The following is a 19,397-nucleotide window of genomic DNA, read 5'->3' as shown; positions in this document are numbered from 1 at the left end:
GAGGACTGGAGGATTTACTAACATGAATTTAAAGAAGATTGCTATTATATCTGTAGTATTAAATGTAGCCTTTCTAATAATAGGTGGTTATTTCATCTACTCAAATATGAATCTGTATTCTGATTCTAATAAAAAAGTATCGGTCGCAAACGATAATAATGAGAGAAATGTAGAAAATAAATCAAATAATAGTAGTACTGAATCAATATCAACAGAAAAAAATAGGGATAAAAAATATAGTGTTTCTCCGCAGTATAAAGTTCGTTCAACGCTTATTAATAGTGATAATAAATCAGAATCAGGAGTACTATTTTTAGGCGATAGTTTAACAGATTTCAATGAATGGGATGAAGCATTTCCAGGTATTAAAACTTATAATCGGGGGATTAGTGGCGATACAACTGTAGGAGTAATCCATCGATTAAACCAAGCTATTAGTTTAAAACCGTCTAAAATATTCCTTATGATTGGCGTTAATGATTTGGCAGCGAAAACACCAAAAGAAAATGTACTAAAAAATTATAAGAATATCCTTGAACAACTTACAGTAAAACTTCCTAACACAAAAATATTTATTGAGAGCATGCTTCCTGTTAAACCATTATCTAAGGCAACAAACTTAAACAACTCCGATATAAATTGGTTGAATAAAGAACTTGAAAAATTAGCTGAAGAAAATAACCATACTTTTATCGATTTACATTCTTTATTTACAGATGAAAAAGGGGAATTGAAAAAAGTATGGACGGTTGATGGGGTACACCTAAATGGAGAAGGATATAAAATATGGGAAAATAAAATAAAGAGTTATGTTTACTGATAATTAATTTTCAAACAAAATACGGATTTGATTAAATTTAGTCCATAAATCAAGAGGAGCGATTTCGCTTCTCTTTTTATTTTGTATAAAGGAGATGAAAAAGTGGAGGATGCAATTTTTAATTCAGTTATTCAGCAAGGAGCATTCGCAGCATTATTTGTGTGGATGCTTTTTACTACACAAAAAAAGAATGAACAGCGGGAAGAAAAGTATCAACAAGTAATCGATAGAAACCAACAAGTTATTGAAGAGCAGGCCAAGGCCTTTGGATCTATTTCTAAAGATGTAACAGAAATTAAACAAAAACTATTTGAAGGAGATGTTCAATAATGGGACACATTGTAGATATTTCAAAGTGGAATGGTGATATTAACTGGCATGTAGCAAAACAGTATTTAGACTTTGTTATTGCTCGTGTACAAGATGGTTCAAATTATGTAGATCCATTGTATAAAGGATATGTACAAGCGATGAAGCAGTATAGAATTCCATTTGGTAACTATGCTTTTTGCCGTTTTGTTTCAATCGCTGATGCAAAGAAAGAAGCGCAAGACTTTTGGAACCGCGGTGATAAAAACGCTACGGTTTGGGTGGCGGATGTAGAAGTGAAAACAATGGAGGATATGAGAGCCGGTACACAAGCGTTTATCGAGGAGTTATATCAATTAGGAGTTAAGAAAGTTGGTTTATATGTCGGTCATCATATGTATGCTCCATTCGAGATGGCTAATGTGAATTGTGACTTTGTATGGATTCCACGATATGGTCGTCATAAGCCAGCATATCCTTGCGATATTTGGCAGTACACTGAAACAGGAAATGTACCTGGTATCGGGAAATGTGACCTAAATTCACTTATAGGAAATAGGTCACTGTCTTGGTTTACTGAAGCGGTAACAAAAGAGCCTGTACAAGTACCTACACAAAACATCATTCAATCAGGGGCCTTTTCAAGGGATTATGTTGGAGATGTGATGGGAGCATTAACATCTCTAAAAATGACAGCTAATTTCATTTTACAACCGAATGGACAAGCATACTTTATTTCTGATTCAACATCGGATACACAATTAAATGCAATGAAAGAGTACCTTGATCGTAGAGATTGGTGGTATGAAGTTAAATAAAAAAATACCGGCTCTTAATTGAGCCGGCTTTATTTTAATAATTCTAATGTTCTATTATGTAACTTAATAAGTAATTCTTCGGATATATTTCCATTCTCTATAGACTTAAAATCTTGTTCAATCTCACAATATAATTCATAAAGATCATAATCATAAATGTTCTTATTTTTAAATGAGTTCTTTACTTCCGTCAAAATTGTACGAATTTCATTCTCATAATTAACTACAGACATAATACAGACCCCCAGATTTGTTACATAATATAATTATATTTTATGAAAAATTTTACAAAAATCCAATTACAATATTATAATTTATTAATATAAATACCCTTGCAAAAATCACTCTCCAACTAAAAAAACATCCAGTGATATGATCCCCCTTATAATAGACAGGATATAAAGCTTTCTTTTTTCTGTCTACTATAGGGGATCATATCATTAATTGGACGGCTTTGTTATATGCTCGTTTGTTTTGCTATACTCCGTATGTCATTTCCTCCAAAAATTCCCCACCACTCTTGATACATTTTATTAATCTACTACATGCACAATGAAAGTAATGCTCACTTGTTGCAGCTGATTTTACCAGAACTGGATCTATTTCATGAAACATTTGCTCTTTTTTATGAAAATACATTTTTCCGATTTTATCTGGATATTCTGAGGGATAAAATTGATATACAACTATTTCCTCATCTTCAAATTCTTTATTCATTGTGATATGAATCGCTATAATTTATCTCCTCTTCTGTTTATTTTTTATCTATTGAATGAACTGTTGATTAGAGGCACCAATCCGCTGAAAACACAAATAGTTAATTTCATTACGTAAATTATTATGTATAGATTCTAATGCGATTCTGGTATTACTTGCAAGATTTGCAACTTCGTCTAGCAGTTCAGGTGTCACTTTGATTTGAACCATTTTTCCCCCCTTTCCCAATTAAAATTATGAAATAAAAAGAAAAAATGTAAATTTCAGATTATATTAAGGGACATTTATATAAACTAAAAATCGTTATCTGGTTCTATAAGTAGATAATTATATATTGATTTTCATATTTATAAATGTTAGTGTAAATATACACCGTTTCTTATTTATCTATGAGTACTGTCTGTAGAACGAATAGAATAATTTGAAAAAAATCCCCTTTTGCATCCGTATGCAGAAAGGGGATTTTTATTTTTATGAGATTTAAAATTTACTTATTAGATAATGTCTTTAATATTATATTTATGATTTTACTCAACAAACGACATATGCTGAAAATAGATCCCATAACCTTCACAGTAATGTCCCTACTTTCATACCTTATAAATTTGAAATTCTTTTCACTTCTGTTTCTTTGCTTTCATTGTATATGCTCCTTTTAGGAATTATTGTAATTAATTAACATATTGTACCGTAAAAGTATTATAAATATTAGATATACAAATTTCCTATCTTTACAGTGGAATTCATTTATTGTATTAATGAAGAATAGGATATACATACTTGGAAATAAAAATAAATTTACAGTCCGCAAAAGGGACATATAATAGAAGAAAAAAGAAATATTTATATTGTCATTACCCTGTTGGCGTCAACCTGATGCGCCTAATGGCGACAAAAAACATCTATTTCGTCCCATTCGGTCAAGATGCACCAGAGAAAAAACCAAACTCGATGGTAGCTCGTATGGAGTTACTGGAAGATACAGTATTAGAAGCGCTGCAAGGTAAGCAATTGCAACCGGTTGTCGTAGAAAAATTCAGATATATGAATTAAAAAACGAAAAAAAACGGACAATTTTTGATGAAACCATCATTCTTACTGTAGAATATGATAAAATTAACGTTATTAAGATTAGAAGGGGTATTCTATACTCCTTCTGATTCTAAGTTATAGAAGGATTGGTATCTAGAAAGGGGCATAGTGATGGAAAAGCAAAAAACTTTTCATGTCGCTGTAGTTGGAGCAACCGGCGCAGTTGGTGAACAAATGTTAAATACTTTAGAGAAACGAGAATTTCCAATCGGGAAGTTAACGTTACTTTCATCTAAACGATCTGCAGGTAAGAAACTTGTATTTAAAGGCGAAGAATTTACAGTTCAAGAGGCAACTCCTGAAAGTTTTGAAGGAGTAGATATCGCACTATTTAGTGCTGGTGGATCTGTATCAAAACAATTAGCGCCAGAAGCAGCAAAGCGCGGTGCGATTGTTGTTGATAATACAAGTGCATTCCGTATGACAGAAAACGTGCCACTTGTTGTACCTGAAGTAAATGAAAACGACTTAAAAGAACATAATGGTATCATTGCAAATCCAAACTGTTCTACAATTCAAATGGTAGTAGCTCTTGAGCCAGTTCGTCAGCAATATGGTTTAAAACGAGTAATCGTTTCCACATATCAAGCTGTATCAGGTGCTGGTGCGGCAGCGATTGAAGAACTTCATGAACAATCACAAGCAATCTTAAATGGCGAAGAAGTGAAGGCGAATGTTTTACCTGTATCAGGTGATAAGAAACATTTCCAAATTGCTTTCAACGCGATTCCGCAGATTGATAAGTTCCAAGATAATGGATTTACGTTTGAAGAAATGAAAATGATTAATGAAACGAAAAAAATTATGCATATGCCTGAATTAGAAGTAGCGGCAACATGTGTACGTTTACCAGTTGTATCAGGTCACTCTGAGTCTGTTTACATCGAAGTAGAAAAAGAAGGCGTAACAGTAGAAGAATTAAGGAGCTTACTTGCAAATGCGGAAGGTATCGTTCTGCAAGATAACCCAGCAGAGCAGTTATATCCAATGCCAGCTACTGCAGTAGGTAAAAACGAAGTATTCGTTGGAAGAATCCGTAAAGATTTAAATAACGATAAAGGATTCCATCTTTGGGTCGTATCTGATAACTTATTAAAAGGCGCTGCATGGAATTCTGTTCAAATTGCAGAGCGCTTAGTAAAATTACAATTAGTGTAAACGGCTAAGAGAAGGTGCAAAATATGAAAATTATTGTTCAAAAATTTGGTGGCACATCCGTACGTGATGAAAATGGACGTAAGCATGCGCTTCATCATATAAAAAAATCGCTAGATGCGGGTTATAAAGTAGTTACTGTCGTATCTGCTATGGGCCGTAAAGGTGAACCATATGCAACTGATACTTTGTTAAGTCTTGTAAATCAAGAGGAATCTCACATTTCTAATCGTGAGCAAGATTTATTATTATCATGCGGAGAATTAATCTCAGCAATCGTCTTCTCTAATATGTTAAATGAGAACGGTATAAAAGCGGCAGCGTTCAATGGTGCACAAGCTGGTTTTGTAACAAATGCTGATTTTACGAATGCTAAGATTATTGAAATGAATTGCGATCGTATACATGAAGAGTTAGAAAATGTAGATGTAATCGTCGTTACAGGATTCCAAGGGCAAACGAAAAAAGGTGATACGACAACACTTGGACGCGGAGGTAGCGATACTTCAGCTTCAGCTTTAGGTGTTGCGCTTCATGCTGAATATATCGATATCTTTACAGATGTAGAAGGTGTTATGACTGCGGATCCTCGTATCGTAAAAGATGCACGTCATCTTCAAACAGTAACGTATAACGAAATCTGTAACATGGCATATCAAGGTGCAAAAGTTGTTCATCCACGTGCAGTGGAAATTGCGATGCATGCTAAAGTACCGCTTCGTGTACGTTCTACGTATTCTGATAGTGAAGGTACGCTTATTTCAGCATCTGACGGTGCTACAAAAGGCCGTGATGTAGAAGAACGCCCGGTTACAGGTATTGCTCACGTATCAAACGTAACGCAAATTAAAGTGCTTGCAAAAGAAACAGCATTTGATTTGCAGCAGCATGTGTTTAAAGAAATGGCGAATGAAGGAATAAGTGTCGATTTAATTAACATTTCACCTACTGGGGTAGCTTATACGGTGAGTGATAATGTATCAAATCGTGCAGTTGAATTATTACAGAACCTTGGATATGAGCCAATTGTGACAGAGCATTGTGCAAAAGTATCTATTGTAGGAGCTGGAATGGCAGGATACCCAGGGGTTACTGCGAAAATCGTTACAGCTTTAGCGGAAAAAGGTGTTCAAATTCTGCAATCTGCAGATAGCCATACGACAATTTGGGTTCTTGTAAAAGAAACTGATTTAGTGGAAGCTGTAAATGCATTACATAGTGCGTTTGAGCTTTCAAAAGAAAAGCAACTGGAACAATAAGGAGTGAGACCATGATAGATTTTGGGACAATTGCAACCGCGATGGTAACACCGTTTGATATAAACGGAAATATCGATTTTGCAAAGACAACGAAATTGGTAAATTATTTAATAGATAACGGTACAACAGCAATCGTGGTAGGAGGAACGACAGGAGAATCTCCTACATTAACTTCAGAAGAAAAGGTAGCGTTATATCGCCATGTCGTATCTGTTGTCGATAAAAGGGTGCCCGTAATCGCTGGAACAGGTAGCAATAATACGCATGCTTCTATTGACTTAACTAAAAAGGCAACAGAGGTTGGTGTTGATGCAGTAATGCTAGTAGCACCGTATTATAACAAACCGAGCCAAGAAGGAATGTATCAGCACTTTAAAGCAATTGCTGAAAGCACGCCGCTTCCGGTTATGCTATATAACGTTCCAGGACGATCTATTGTACAAATCTCCGTTGATACAGTTGTTCGTTTATCAGAAATAGAAAACATTGTTGCGATTAAGGATGCAGGCGGCGATGTGTTAACAATGACAGAAATCATTGAAAAAACAGCGGACGACTTTGCAGTATACAGCGGTGATGATGGTTTAACGTTACCAGCTATAGCAGTTGGAGCGAAAGGTATCGTTTCTGTAGCATCTCATGTTATCGGAAATGAAATGCAAGAAATGATTGCGGCATTCCAAGCAGGAGAATTTAAGAAGGCGCAAAAATTACATCAATTACTTGTAAGAGTAACGGATTCATTATTTATGGCGCCAAGCCCAACTCCAGTAAAAACAGCGTTACAAATGGTTGGATTAGATGTAGGTTCTGTACGTTTACCGCTTCTTCCATTAACAGAAGAAGAAAGAGTAACGTTACAATCCGTTATGCAATCTATCCCTCGTTAATAAAAAATGACCTAGTGTAGAACTAGGTCATTTTTTATTGGTATGAAAATCTTTTCCTCTCTATTCTCATCTATATGTCTTCTTATAAAATCTATATTATGCACCTGTTTAGCCGCTTCTTCATTATATATTGCAACATGTATAAGAAAATAATCGTACCCCTTTAAAGGAAGCAAAAAATCATAGTTATTTTAGAATAAACATTTGTATAAACGTAATAAACTATCGATTTTGTTTATTGCAGAAATTGCCTCAAATGTGACGGGAATCGAACAAAAACTACATTTTGTAAGTGTTTTTGTTCGATTCTAGAAAAATAAGTCTTGAAAATCCATATTATGAAATTAATTTAGTATTTATGGATATTTCTTCAAAATAATATGAAGTATAAAATCGAAGTAAACATAAAGGAAATATGTTTGATACTTTTGTTGTAATTCCGTTCTTTTACTTTTTCTTTCGCACGATTTAACTTGTGTTCTATTTCTTGTATCAGGTATAATATGGCTAAGTAGCTTAGTACGGGTATGCTTAGCAAAATTGGTAAAAAATTATAATTTGATTACATTTTCATATCATATCGAATAAGATATTTGATTTATATAATGAAAGAGAGGTGAAACCTGGTTTAAAAAATAAACAAGGACATGATATCGCATAACGGTAAGGACATTCGTCTTGGACGGTGAATATATGGTGGTTGTAGAGTTTCCCCTGGTGTCTCTGCAATTTTAGTGAAATCAGTGTTTGAAAGATTTTTAAACCAGGCAACAACATGAAGAGAAAAGAGAATGAGTCTGTTAAAGTATTTGCTCTTGGTGGAGTAGGTGAAATCGGGAAAAACATGTACTGTGTTGAAATTGATTCTGAAATCTTTATTGTAGATGCAGGATTAATGTTCCCGGGAGATGAAATGTTTGGAATTGATATCGTTATTCCTGATATTACATATTTAGTGGAAAATCAAGAGCGAGTAAAAGGTTTATTTATTACTCACGGTCATGAAGATCATATTGGTGGTATTGTTTACGTACTTCGTAAATTATCTATTCCAGTGTATGCAACGAAATTAACAGTAGGGCTTATACAAGAAAAACTTGGCGAAGCGGGTATGTTAGGCCGCGTAGACTTAAAAACAATCGATTCAAATTCAACAGTAGAGTTTAATACTACAACGGTGTCATTCTTTGGAACGACACATAGTATTCCAGATTCTGTTGGTGTTTGTTTCCATACATCAAAAGGTGCTATCGTATATACGGGAGACTTTAAATTCGATCAAACTCCAATTGGAAATAATGGAGCGGACCTTGGAAAAATGGCGCAAATCGGAAATGAAGGCGTACTATGCTTACTATCTGATAGTACAAATGCTGAGCGTCCAGGCTATACAGGTTCTGAAAAAGAAGTTGGTGTAGAAATTTCTAAAGTGTTCTACGGAGCAGAAGGACGTATTATTGTTGCTTCATTTGCATCGAATGTACATCGTATTCAACAAGTATTTGATGCAGCTGCTGAAACAGGACGAAAAGTAGCGGTTGTAGGACGTAGTATGGTGAAAGTGGTAGATATCGCAAGACGTCTTGGTTATTTAGATGTTCCAGAGGGTATGGTTATTTCACTACAAGAAGTAGACAATTTCCCAGAGAAAAAGGTAGCTATTTTAACGACAGGTAGCCAAGGTGAACCGATGGCAGCCCTTTCTAGAATGGCAAAGCAAGCTCATAAACAAATTTCAATTCGTAAAGGTGATACGGTTATTATTGCGGCTTCTCCAATTCCGGGTAATGAAATATCTGTATCGAAAATTATTGACTTGTTATTTAGAGCTGGAGCTGAGGTTGTTTATTACGGTGAAAGAAAAGTTCACGTTTCAGGTCACGGTAGCCAAGAAGAATTAAAACTAATGTTAAATTTAATGAAACCGAAATATTTTGTACCCGTACATGGTGAGTTTCGTATGCAAAAAGCACATGCATATTTAGCTGAAGATGTAGGTATTGCAAGAGAAAATATCTTTATCGTAGAAAAAGGCGATGTAATTGCTTTTGGTGACGATGAAGCAAACTTAGTTGGCAAAGTGCAAGCTGGTAATGTTTTAATTGATGGACTAGGTGTAGGTGACGTTGGTAATATCGTTCTTCGAGATAGAAAAATGTTATCTCAAGATGGAATATTAGTAGTTGTTGTAACACTTGGTAAAGATGAAAAGAAAATTATCTCTGGTCCAGAAATCATTTCACGTGGCTTTGTATATGTTCGTGAATCAGAAGCGTTAATTGACAGATCTACAGAGATTGTACGTATGATTGTTGAGCAATCAATTAAAGAATATTCAATTGAATGGTCTATGTTAAAACAAAATATTCGTGAATTATTAGGGCAATTCTTGTACGAAGAGACGAAGAGAAAGCCTATGATTTTACCGATTATTATGGAAGTATAAAAAAGGTCACCTTTACGGGTGATCTTTTTTTCTTTTTTCACTCTATCGAATGAAATTTATAACTTAAGAAATAATAGTTATATACGAGTGAAAGGGGATGCGATATGACAGAACGTGATCGTTATACAAATGAAGAGAAAGAGGCTGAGCCGAAAGAAGGTGGGAAAGAAGCTTCATTAGTGGAAAAAATTCAACAGCTTGGACAAACGAATGTACCACAAATGAATGAATCGCGTATTCATTGTTTAACAATCATTGGACAGGTGGAAGGTCATGTTCAGTTGCCGCCGCAAAATAAAACAACAAAATATGAGCATATTATTCCGCAAATTGTTGCGATAGAACAAAATCCGAAAATTGAAGGATTGCTTTTAATATTAAACACGGTCGGAGGTGACGTTGAAGCAGGGCTAGCAATTTCTGAGATGGTCGCTTCGCTTTCAAAGCCAACGGTATCACTTGTTCTGGGTGGAGGGCATTCTATCGGGGTACCAATAGCCGTTTCTACGGACTATTCATTTATTGCAGAAACTGCGACGATGACAATTCATCCTATTCGTCTAACAGGTCTTGTTATAGGTGTACCGCAAACATTTGAGTATTTAGATAAAATGCAAGAAAGAGTCATTCGATTTGTGACGAAGCATTCGAAAGTGACGGAAGATCGTTTTAAAGAGCTTATGTTTGCGAAAGGGAATCTAACGCGAGATATTGGTACGAATGTAATTGGTGGAGATGCAGTGAAGTATGGTCTTATAGATGATGTCGGTGGTATTGGAAATGCGATTCGAAAATTAAACGAATTAATAGATGCTCGCGGGAATGATAGTGCAGAAGGGACAATGTTACAATGATTTTATATACAATTATGCCAGAGCAACTCGTGTATCCAGCCGATTATTCACAATGTGAAAGTCAAAAAATCGTAAATATAAACGGTGTTGAATTAATGGTTTCTGAAGAAGAACGTGGGAGTTATTCGATTGTGCGGGTGTTAAGTACGGACCCGCTTCACTACTTAGAGTTTGAGCCTGGCCAGCAAATAACCTTTTAGCAAAAAGAAGGATTTTGTGTAGAAGCTATGGTATAATATAAAAAACAAGACGGTTGAGCAGCCATGAGAGGGCTGCTTTCTTCTGTTTATTTAACATTTTACAAGAAGTGTAAAAATAGAAGATATAAAGACCTGAAAAAATAGAGAAAACGGACATATAGGTGGAGTTTTTTAGGGGGCTTTACTTATATGTAGAACACGAGGTGAAGAAATGGCAAAACAAAAGCAAAGAGGGACGAAGGCAAAGGCAAGACGTACGATAAAGCCAACTTTGTATTATGAAATCGTCGGTTTAACTCTTTTTGCACTTTCAATCATTACGATTTTACAGCTAGGTGTTGTAGGGAAATCGTTTGTGTTATTTTTTCGCTTCTTCTTTGGTGAGTGGTACATAATTGGTGTGTTAGGTGTAATAGCTTTATCCGTTTCGTTCGTTATAAAACGTGGATGGCCGAATCTATTAAATAAACGGTTAATCGGTTTTTATTTAATAGTATTGGCGATATTAATGTTTAGCCATATTACATTATTTAACCTTCTTACGAAAGACGGGGCAGTGCAAAATACTTCTGTTATTGTGAGTACGAAAGATAATTTCTTTCTTGAAATGAAAAAAGGACCAGATAGTGTTCATTTAGGTGGTGGCATGTTTGGTGCGCTTATGTTTGCTACATGTTACTTCTTATTTGACGAAGTAGGAGCTTATATCATTGGTATTATTTTAGTTATTCTCGGTATACTTTGTATAACAAATAAGCATATTGGAGAAGTGTTAGCTCCAGTTGGTAGAATTCTTAGAAGTCAATTTCAAGTGATGCAAGGGGATTATAAAGATTGGAGAGCCAAAAGAACGGCTGAACAAACAGAAAAGAAAAAAACAACAAGAAGCACAAGGAGCAAACGTGCTGCAGAACAAGAAGAAATTATTGAGCCGATGGAAGAAATCTCAATTGATCCTCCAATTATTTCAAATTTCACTGAGAATTATCCTGTAAATGAAGAAGAGGATAAACGAATTGAAGTAGAGCAAGAAGAGTTAATCACTTCACCGTCTATCGAAGAGGCTCCGCCAATTGAAGAGCCGAAGAAAAAGCGTGGAGAAAAAATCGTTGAATCGCTAGAGGGGGAAACACAAGCGCCTCCTATGCAATTTTCAAATGTAGAAAATAAAGATTACAAGCTTCCTGCACTTGATATATTGAAATTTCCAAAGAATAAACAAGTTACAAATGAAAATGCGGAAATTTATGAGAACGCTCGTAAATTAGAACGTACATTCCAAAGTTTTGGTGTGAAAGCGAAAGTAACAAAAGTACATAGAGGTCCTGCAGTTACGAAGTATGAGGTGTACCCTGATATGGGGGTAAAAGTAAGTAAAATTGTCAGTTTAAGTGATGATTTAGCGCTTGCTTTAGCTGCAAAGGACATTCGTATTGAAGCTCCAATTCCCGGGAAATCAGCTGTAGGGATTGAAGTTCCGAACTCAGAAGTTTCTATGGTAACACTAAGGGAAGTTCTTGATTCTAAGGCTAATAATCATCCGGAAGAGAAGTTGTTAATTGGTCTTGGACGAGATATTACAGGTGAAGCTGTATTAGCTCGATTAAATAAAATGCCCCATTTGCTTGTAGCTGGTGCGACAGGTAGTGGGAAGAGTGTATGTATTAACGGTATTATTGTTAGTATTTTAATGCGTGCAAAACCACATGAAGTAAAATTAATGATGATTGATCCGAAAATGGTAGAGTTAAATGTATATAACGGTGTACCTCATTTGTTAACGCCAGTTGTAACTGATCCGAAAAAAGCATCACAAGCATTGAAAAAAGTTGTGAGTGAGATGGAACGTCGTTATGAACTATTTGCTCATAGTGGTACACGTAATATTGAAGGGTATAATGACTATATTAAAGAACATAATAGTCAATCAGAAGCGAAACAACCGGAATTACCGTATATTGTAGTAATTGTAGATGAGTTAGCAGATTTAATGATGGTTGCTTCGTCTGATGTAGAGGATGCGATTATGCGTCTAGCGCAAATGGCTCGTGCTGCTGGTATTCATTTAATTATTGCAACGCAGCGTCCATCAGTTGATGTTATTACGGGAGTTATTAAAGCGAATATTCCATCACGTATTGCATTCGCTGTATCTTCTCAAACAGATTCTCGTACAATTCTTGACGGCGGTGGTGCAGAGAAGCTACTAGGTCGTGGAGATATGCTGTTTATACCAATTGGTGCATCGAAGCCTGTACGTGTACAAGGTGCGTTTTTATCAGATGATGAAGTTGAGAGAGTTGTAGAATATGTTATTGGCCAGCAAAAAGCGCAATATCAAGAAGATATGATTCCGCAAGATGTTCCTGATACAAAGCAGGAAGTAGAAGATGATTTATATGATGAAGCAGTTCAGCTCGTAGTGGAAATGCAAACAGCATCTGTTTCTATGTTGCAACGTAGGTTTAGAGTTGGTTATACGCGGGCTGCCCGTTTAATTGATGCAATGGAAATGAATGGTGTAGTAGGTCCGTATGAAGGTAGTAAACCACGAGAAGTGCTCATTAATGATGTACAAGAAAAAAGTTCATAAAAAAAGCCTAATTGTTTTTACAATTAGGCTTTTTTATATGCTGGTTTTGTTATATACTATATTCAGTGATAAAGAAAGGGCTTACATTTAAAGTGATTCTTTAGAATACGAATACTTTGGTGTGGTTTTTTATGAACGTTCGATATTTAATGTAGAAAAATGTTAAATTTTGTTGACACGTATGGGAGCAAGTGGTAAGATTACTTCGAAAAGAATCACTGCCTCATATAATCTTGGAGATAAGGTCCATAAGTTTCTACCTGGCAACCATGAATTGCTGGACTATGAGGGGAAAAGTGTGTAACAAAGGATGTAAGCGATCTTTGTGCCGAACTTTTTCTCGAAATGAGGAATGTTTATGGTGCAAAGTTTTTTTTATGCAGTAAAGAGTGAAAATTTCATCTTAAAAAATTATTAATATTTATTCGACAATTATGATTATTTTTAGTATTCAGTAATTTTATTATGTTGTAAGTTGAAAAAAGAGAAAAGAAGTCTTACATCAGAGGTCGAATAATTGAAATGCGGGGGAGTCTTATGTCAGTAAAATCCGATAGTCGTCACCTATATTTACGGGTGATTGATCACATCAAAGAAAAAATTAAAGATGGAGCTTACAAAGAAAGGCAGAAGCTACCATCAGAGTTTGATTTAGCGAAAGAACTTGGCGTAAGTAGAGCGACTTTAAGGGAAGCGCTGCGTATTTTAGAAGAAGAAAATGTTGTCATTCGTAGACATGGTGTAGGAACATTTGTAAATGCCAAGCCGTTATTTTCTTCTGGAATTGAACAACTTTCTAGTATTACAGATATGATTTCTAGTGTGGGGAAAACACCAGGAACTATCTTTTTATCATCATCTACAACAAGTTTAACAGAAGAAGAAAAAGAGAAGTTTAATAGTGAAGAGGGTTTTAATGCAGTGATGATTGAGCGTGTACGTACAGCAGATGGGGAACCTGTTGTATATTGTATCGATAAACTTGCAAAAGAAATATTGCCGGATTTATCGGGATACAATGAAGAATCATTACTAACGGTGATACATAATAACACGCATAAGCGCATAACATATGCGGTTGCTCATATTGAGCCAATTGGTTATCACCCGAAAATCTCACCGATTTTAGAATGTGAGCCAGAAACAGCACTGCTAGTATTAAAACAAATGCACTATGATCAAAATGATGAGCCAATCTTATATTCTATCAATTACTTTAGAGCTGACAAGTTTAGCTTCCACGTACTAAGAAAACGTATGTAGGTGAGTTCCTTTTTAGGGAGGTGACAGCAAGAAGTTAGGGACAGCAGCGTATAAAAAAATAGACAAATCATTTCAGGAGGGGTTTCTAGTATGAAGAAAAAAACAGGTCTTTTATTATCATTAACATTAGCAGCAAGCACGGTGTTAGGTGCATGTGGTAACTCGGATAAGGCGAGCAGTGACAAGAAAGAAGATAAAGAGTTTAAGGTTGGTATGGTTACAGATGTTGGGGGCGTTGATGACAAATCATTCAACCAATCTTCTTGGGAAGGATTAAAAAAGTTTGGTAAAGATAATGGATTAAAAGAAAAGACAAATTATCGTTACCTACAGTCTGAAAAAGAAGCAGATTATATTCCAAACTTAAAGAAATTTTCAAAAGATAAGTATGATTTATCTTTCGGAATTGGTTATAAATTAGAAGGTGCAATTAAAGAAGTTGCAAAAGAATCTCCAAAACAACAATTCGCAATCGTTGATACGGTTGTAGATGCACCGAACGTAACAAGTATTACATTTAAAGATCATGAAGGATCATTCCTTGTAGGTGCGGTAGCAGCTATGTCAACAAAATCAAATAAAGTAGGATTTGTTGGTGGGATGAAAAGTGATTTAATTAGTAAATTTGAAAATGGATTTAAAGCTGGTGCAAAGGCAGTAAATCCAAACATTGAAATCGTATCTGAATATGCAGAAGCATTCGATAAGCCTGAAAAAGGTACAGTTCTTGCTTCAGCAATGTATGGTCAAGGCGTAGACGTAATTTATCATGCTGCTGGTGGTACAGGTAACGGTGTGTTCACAGAAGCGAAAAACCGTAAGAAAAAAGGTGAAAATGTTTGGGTGATCGGTGTTGACCGTGACCAACATCAAGAAGGTATGCCTGAAAATGTAACATTAACTTCAATGATTAAACGTGTTGATGTAGCTGTAGAAAAAGTAGCTAAAGAAGCAAAAGATGGGAATTTAAAAGGTGGGAAAATTGAAGAGTTTGGCTTAAAAGATGACGGTATTGGTATTTCCAAAACAACTGATAACGTGAAAAAAGTTAACCCTGAAATTTTAACAAAAGTAGAAGAGCTTGAAAAGAAAATTACAGCCGGTGAAATTAAAGTACCAGCTACAGATAAAGAGTATAAAGAATACGAAGCTTCTCTAAAAAAATAAATAGAGAAATAGCAAAGGTTAGTTCATAGAACTAACCTTTGTATGTATAAAACTTCCAAATCGCTTAATAAGTTAATAGTGTAATAGGGAATGTTCCCTGTTAAAAGGAGGAACACAATGGAATACGTAATTGAGATGAATAACATTACGAAAGTATTCCCAGGCATTGTAGCGAATGATGACATTACGCTGCAAGTAAAGCAAGGAGAAATACATGCTTTACTTGGAGAAAATGGTGCAGGGAAATCCACATTGATGAATGTACTATTTGGTTTGTACCAACCAGAACAAGGTGAAATTAAAATTAAAGGAAAGCCTGTAAACATTACCAATCCGAATGTGGCAAATGACCTTGGTATTGGAATGGTTCATCAGCACTTTATGCTTGTTCATAATTTTACAGTTACAGAGAATATTATTCTCGGAAATGAGCCGAAGAAAAAAGGGAAAATTGCTGTTGACGAAGCTGCTAAAGAAATTCAGGAATTGTCTGAACAATACGGTTTAGCTGTAGATCCATATGCGAAAATACAGGATATTTCAGTTGGTATGCAACAGCGTGTTGAGATTTTGAAAACTCTTTACCGCGGTGCAGAAATTTTAATATTTGATGAACCGACAGCTGTGTTAACACCACAAGAAATTCATGAGCTAATTCAAATTATGAAAAAGCTTGTACAAGAAGGAAAATCTATTGTTCTTATTACACATAAGTTGAAAGAAATTATGGAAGTTTGCGATCGTTGTACGATTATTCGTAAAGGAAAAGGGATTGGAACGGTTGACGTTGCAAATACGAATGAAAATAAACTTGCAGAATTAATGGTCGGACGTCAAGTGAATTTTAAAACAGAAAAAATAGACGCGAAGCCAAAAGAAGAGGTACTTTCAATTGCAAACCTTGTTGTTCACGATGCACGTCAACTACCTGCTGTAAAAGGCCTTGACTTAACTGTTCGTGCGGGGGAAATTGTTGGGATTGCAGGGATTGATGGAAACGGACAAAGTGAATTAATAGAAGCGATTACTGGTTTACGAAAAGTTGAGTCAGGTTCTATTGCAATTAAAGGAAAAGAAATAACAAATTGGCCTGTTAGAAGAATAACAGAAGAAGGAATTGGTCATATTCCAGAAGATCGTCATAAACACGGTCTCGTTCTTGACTTTTCTGTTAGAGATAATATAGTGCTGCAAACGTACTATAAAAATCCGTTTTCAAAGAAAGGGATTTTAAATTTCAGTAAAATTACAGAAAAAGCAAAGGCGCTTATTGAACAGTTTGATGTACGTACACCTAGTGAGCAAACGTTAGCACGCGCTTTATCTGGGGGGAATCAACAAAAAGCAATTATTGCACGTGAAGTGGACCGTGATCCGGACTTGTTAATTGCGGCACAGCCAACACGCGGTTTAGATGTAGGAGCAATTGAATTTATTCATAAGAGATTAATAGAGCAAAGGGATAAAGGAAAAGGGGTATTACTTTTATCACTAGAGTTAGATGAAATCTTAAATGTTAGTGACCGAATTGCTGTTATTTATGAAGGGAAAATCGTAGCAATTGTTGATGCGAAAGAAACGAATGAACAACAGCTTGGGTTGTTAATGGCTGGAGGAACAAAGAAGGAGCAGGTGGGTACAAATGGCTAAAAAACTTTTAACAGAACGAACGATAAATATTTTAGTCCCAGTACTATCCGTTATTTTTGGCTTACTTGTCGGAGCAATTGTAATGCTAGTTAGTGGCTATGACCCAATTGTTGGTTATAGTGCACTTTGGACAGGAATGTTCGGCAGTTCAAGTGCAATTGGTGAAACGCTTCGTACAATGATACCGCTTATTCTTGCTGGCTTATCTGTGGCGTTTGCATTTCGTACAGGTTTATTTAATATCGGAGTAGAAGGTCAATTGTTAGTTGGTTGGCTTGCAGCGGTTTGGTTCGGTTATGCAGTTTCGCTACCAGCTGTTCTTCACATTCCATTATCTATTTTATTTGCAGCATTAGTGGGCGGAATATGGGGATTCATTCCTGGATATTTAAAAGGCAAGTTTCAAGTTAATGAGGTTATTGTAACAATTATGATGAACTATATCGCATTATATGTAACATATGACATCATTAAGCGCTTTTTACATGAGGGTAATGATAAAACATACGATATTAAAGAGAGTGCGTCATTATCTTCAGACTGGCTTGCTTCTATTACTGATGGTTCACGCCTTCACTGGGGAATTATTGTGGCTATTTTAGTAGCTATCTTAATGTGGTTCTTATTAGATCGAACAACTTTAGGTTATGAATTAAAGTCGGTAGGTTTTAATCAACATGCTTCTCAATATGCAGGTATGAAAGTTTCTCGTAATGTAGTATTCTCCATGACAATTGCTGGTGCATTTGCGGGAATTGGTGGCGCGATGGAAGGATTAGGAACATTCCAAAGTATGACAGCAATGTCTTCGTTTACAGGAGTAGGATTTGACGGGATTGCCGTAGCCTTACTTGGAGGGAACAATCCGTTTGGTATTATCCTTTCAGCTTTATTATTTGGTGGTTTAAAAAGTGCTTCCCCTCAAATGAACTTTGAGGCAGATGTACCATCAGAGCTTATTAACGTAATTATTGCATGTATCATCTTCTTTGTTGCATGTAGTTATGTGTTAAGATGGGCGCTTACACGCATGAGCAAGGAGGGGAAATAAATGAGCTTTTTAGATATATTAGCCATTCTTGTGACGGGTACGTTATATACATCAGCACCTATAATTTTTACAGCACTAGGTGGTGTATTTAGTGAACGATCGGGTGTTGTAAATATAGGATTAGAAGGACTAATGCTATTTGGTGCATTTATTGGAGTTGTTACAAACTTATTAATGGGTGATACTTGGGGAACGATGACTCCTTGGATTGCATTATTATTTGCGGCAATTGGTAGTGGATTATTTGCATTACTTCATGCGGTAGCTTCTATTACATTCCGAGCGGATCAAGTTGTAAGTGGTGTAGCGATTAACTTCTTATCTCTTGGTTTAACAGTATTTGCAATTAAGAAGATTTTTGATAAAGGGCAAACTGACTTTATTCAGTATCGTATTGAAAAGATTGACATTCCAGGCCTTTCGGATATTCCGGTTTTAGGAAAAATATTCTTCTCAAACGTACCAATAACGTCGTATATTGCCATTATTTTAGCATTCGTTGTTTGGTATGTTATTTATAAAACACCGTTCGGTCTTCGATTGCGTGCTGTTGGTGAACACCCAATGGCAGCGGACACGATGGGGATTAACGTATATAAAATGCGCTATATCGGAGTTTGTATATCGGGAGTGTTTGCTGGAATTGGTGGAGCGATTTTTGCAATGTCAATTTCTAATAACTTCTCAGGGGCAACTATTACAGGACAAGGTTTCCTAGCTTTAGCTGCTATGATCTTTGGGAAGTGGAATCCACTAGGTGCATTAGGTGCAGCGCTATTCTTTGGTTTTGCGCAATCATTAAGTGTAACAGGTGGAACAATTCCTGTATTAGATCAAATTCCGAGTGTTTTATTAACAATATTACCGTATGTATTCACAATATTAGCACTTGTTGGTTTTGTAGGTCGTTCTGAAGCTCCGAAAGCATTAGGAACTCCTTATGAAAAAGGAAAACGATAAGTATAAAAAAGCTCGCACATTAGTGCGGGCTTTTTTACATAGACTATATTTAATACGGAATTTTACTATGTTCCTTACATATTACAGTTTTTAGAAAGGGGCTAATGTAAGTATAGTGAGGAAGAAAAGTTGATTTTTCATTTCTAAAAACTG

Annotated in this window: 17 protein-coding genes, 2 pseudogenes and 1 riboswitch; of the genes and pseudogenes, 16 read left to right on the top strand and 3 right to left on the bottom strand. The window is 35.6% G+C overall.

Features of this window, described 5'->3' with window-relative positions; genetic code table 11:
- The first annotated feature begins 22 nt into the window (after positions 1–22).
- From ACYVEC_RS12575 to ACYVEC_RS12565, 3 genes are all read left to right on the top strand, one after another.
- Positions 23–820: an SGNH/GDSL hydrolase family protein gene (locus ACYVEC_RS12575; RefSeq protein ID WP_460506692.1), complete on the top strand. Its 798-nt coding sequence runs from the start codon at positions 23–25 to the stop codon at positions 818–820.
- 102 nt (positions 821–922) lie between these two features.
- Positions 923–1,150, top strand: coding sequence for a BhlA/UviB family holin-like peptide (locus ACYVEC_RS12570; RefSeq protein WP_000389069.1), 228 nt, complete (start codon positions 923–925; stop codon positions 1,148–1,150).
- The gene (locus ACYVEC_RS12565) at positions 1,150–1,947 is read left to right on the top strand and encodes a GH25 family lysozyme (protein ID WP_460506688.1); all 798 of its coding nucleotides are present in this window, start codon (positions 1,150–1,152) and stop codon (positions 1,945–1,947) included. Before ACYVEC_RS12570 ends, ACYVEC_RS12565 begins: the two co-directional genes overlap by 1 nt.
- 29 nt (positions 1,948–1,976) lie before the next feature.
- On the opposite strand, the gene ACYVEC_RS12560 is transcribed toward ACYVEC_RS12565, so the two are convergent.
- The 3 genes and pseudogenes from ACYVEC_RS12560 to ACYVEC_RS12550 form a co-directional block, all read right to left on the bottom strand.
- Complete coding sequence (locus tag ACYVEC_RS12560; RefSeq protein WP_460506686.1) at positions 1,977–2,180, bottom strand: hypothetical protein; 204 nt, start codon at positions 2,178–2,180, stop codon at positions 1,977–1,979.
- Between the two features lie 244 nt (positions 2,181–2,424).
- Positions 2,425–2,682 carry a hypothetical protein gene (locus ACYVEC_RS12555; RefSeq protein WP_460507079.1) on the bottom strand — a complete coding sequence of 86 codons (258 nt, stop codon included), beginning with the start codon at positions 2,680–2,682 and terminating at the stop codon, positions 2,425–2,427.
- Between the two features lie 33 nt (positions 2,683–2,715).
- A pseudogene (locus ACYVEC_RS12550) lies at positions 2,716–2,874 on the bottom strand (WXG100 family type VII secretion target); the annotation flags it as partial.
- A 654-nt stretch (positions 2,875–3,528) separates the two neighbouring features.
- Here ACYVEC_RS12550 and spoVFB point away from each other — a divergent pair.
- From spoVFB to ACYVEC_RS12485, 13 genes and pseudogenes are all read left to right on the top strand, one after another.
- Positions 3,529–3,717 (top strand): annotated as a pseudogene (gene spoVFB / locus ACYVEC_RS12545) (dipicolinate synthase subunit B); the annotation flags it as partial.
- A gap of 150 nt (positions 3,718–3,867) precedes the next feature.
- Complete coding sequence (gene asd, locus ACYVEC_RS12540) at positions 3,868–4,914, top strand: aspartate-semialdehyde dehydrogenase (RefSeq protein ID WP_098555002.1); 1,047 nt, start codon at positions 3,868–3,870, stop codon at positions 4,912–4,914.
- Positions 4,915–4,937: 23 nt separating this feature from the next.
- On the top strand, positions 4,938–6,170 hold the full coding sequence (dapG, locus tag ACYVEC_RS12535) for an aspartate kinase (protein WP_063221065.1): 1,233 nt from the start codon (positions 4,938–4,940) through the stop codon (positions 6,168–6,170).
- An 11-nt stretch (positions 6,171–6,181) separates the two neighbouring features.
- Positions 6,182–7,060, top strand: coding sequence for a 4-hydroxy-tetrahydrodipicolinate synthase (gene dapA, locus ACYVEC_RS12530; RefSeq protein WP_098555000.1), 879 nt, complete (start codon positions 6,182–6,184; stop codon positions 7,058–7,060).
- A gap of 775 nt (positions 7,061–7,835) precedes the next feature.
- Entirely contained in the window at positions 7,836–9,506 is a 1,671-nt protein-coding gene (locus ACYVEC_RS12525) for a ribonuclease J (protein ID WP_063221064.1), read from the top strand.
- Between the two features lie 104 nt (positions 9,507–9,610).
- Complete coding sequence (gene tepA / locus ACYVEC_RS12520; RefSeq protein ID WP_060631960.1) at positions 9,611–10,360, top strand: translocation-enhancing protein TepA; 750 nt, start codon at positions 9,611–9,613, stop codon at positions 10,358–10,360.
- Complete coding sequence (locus tag ACYVEC_RS12515) at positions 10,357–10,560, top strand: YlzJ-like family protein (RefSeq protein WP_063221063.1); 204 nt, start codon at positions 10,357–10,359, stop codon at positions 10,558–10,560. The genes tepA and ACYVEC_RS12515 overlap by 4 nt, the downstream gene beginning before the upstream one ends.
- 211 nt (positions 10,561–10,771) lie before the next feature.
- Entirely contained in the window at positions 10,772–13,153 is a 2,382-nt protein-coding gene (locus ACYVEC_RS12510; RefSeq protein WP_063221062.1) for a DNA translocase FtsK, read from the top strand.
- A gap of 203 nt (positions 13,154–13,356) precedes the next feature.
- Positions 13,357–13,458: riboswitch (purine riboswitch) on the top strand.
- A gap of 232 nt (positions 13,459–13,690) precedes the next feature.
- A complete protein-coding gene (locus tag ACYVEC_RS12505) occupies positions 13,691–14,416 on the top strand; it encodes a GntR family transcriptional regulator (RefSeq protein WP_071758850.1) in 726 nt (241 codons plus the stop codon).
- Positions 14,417–14,506: 90 nt separating this feature from the next.
- On the top strand, positions 14,507–15,583 hold the full coding sequence (locus tag ACYVEC_RS12500; protein ID WP_098554999.1) for a BMP family lipoprotein: 1,077 nt from the start codon (positions 14,507–14,509) through the stop codon (positions 15,581–15,583).
- Between the two features lie 117 nt (positions 15,584–15,700).
- Positions 15,701–17,233, top strand: coding sequence for an ABC transporter ATP-binding protein (locus tag ACYVEC_RS12495; protein WP_063221059.1), 1,533 nt, complete (start codon positions 15,701–15,703; stop codon positions 17,231–17,233).
- Entirely contained in the window at positions 17,226–18,284 is a 1,059-nt protein-coding gene (locus ACYVEC_RS12490; RefSeq protein ID WP_060631955.1) for an ABC transporter permease, read from the top strand. Before ACYVEC_RS12495 ends, ACYVEC_RS12490 begins: the two co-directional genes overlap by 8 nt.
- Positions 18,285–19,244, top strand: a complete 960-nt coding sequence (locus tag ACYVEC_RS12485) for an ABC transporter permease (protein ID WP_000008857.1) — start codon at positions 18,285–18,287, stop codon at positions 19,242–19,244.
- Positions 19,245–19,397 lie beyond the last annotated feature (153 nt).

Source organism: Bacillus sp. MN7755 (assembly GCF_054771475.1).
This window is presented reverse-complemented; position numbering and strand designations above follow the sequence as displayed.

Excerpts from the sequence above, each read along its gene's own strand:
- asd (WP_098555002.1), top strand. The coding sequence starts at position 3,868 with ATGGAAAAGCAAAAAACTTTTCATGTCGCTGTAGTTGGAGCAACCGGC.
- ACYVEC_RS12525 (WP_063221064.1), top strand. The coding sequence starts at position 7,836 with ATGAAGAGAAAAGAGAATGAGTCTGTTAAAGTATTTGCTCTTGGTGGA.
- ACYVEC_RS12565 (WP_460506688.1), top strand. The coding sequence starts at position 1,150 with ATGGGACACATTGTAGATATTTCAAAGTGGAATGGTGATATTAACTGG.
- ACYVEC_RS12560 (WP_460506686.1), bottom strand. The coding sequence starts at position 2,180 with ATGTCTGTAGTTAATTATGAGAATGAAATTCGTACAATTTTGACGGAA.
- tepA (WP_060631960.1), top strand. The coding sequence starts at position 9,611 with ATGACAGAACGTGATCGTTATACAAATGAAGAGAAAGAGGCTGAGCCG.
- ACYVEC_RS12575 (WP_460506692.1), top strand. The coding sequence starts at position 23 with ATGAATTTAAAGAAGATTGCTATTATATCTGTAGTATTAAATGTAGCC.
- ACYVEC_RS12505 (WP_071758850.1), top strand. The coding sequence starts at position 13,691 with ATGTCAGTAAAATCCGATAGTCGTCACCTATATTTACGGGTGATTGAT.
- dapG (WP_063221065.1), top strand. The coding sequence starts at position 4,938 with ATGAAAATTATTGTTCAAAAATTTGGTGGCACATCCGTACGTGATGAA.
- ACYVEC_RS12490 (WP_060631955.1), top strand. The coding sequence starts at position 17,226 with ATGGCTAAAAAACTTTTAACAGAACGAACGATAAATATTTTAGTCCCA.
- ACYVEC_RS12500 (WP_098554999.1), top strand. The coding sequence starts at position 14,507 with ATGAAGAAAAAAACAGGTCTTTTATTATCATTAACATTAGCAGCAAGC.
- dapA (WP_098555000.1), top strand. The coding sequence starts at position 6,182 with ATGATAGATTTTGGGACAATTGCAACCGCGATGGTAACACCGTTTGAT.
- ACYVEC_RS12515 (WP_063221063.1), top strand. The coding sequence starts at position 10,357 with ATGATTTTATATACAATTATGCCAGAGCAACTCGTGTATCCAGCCGAT.
- ACYVEC_RS12495 (WP_063221059.1), top strand. The coding sequence starts at position 15,701 with ATGGAATACGTAATTGAGATGAATAACATTACGAAAGTATTCCCAGGC.
- ACYVEC_RS12510 (WP_063221062.1), top strand. The coding sequence starts at position 10,772 with ATGGCAAAACAAAAGCAAAGAGGGACGAAGGCAAAGGCAAGACGTACG.
- ACYVEC_RS12485 (WP_000008857.1), top strand. The coding sequence starts at position 18,285 with ATGAGCTTTTTAGATATATTAGCCATTCTTGTGACGGGTACGTTATAT.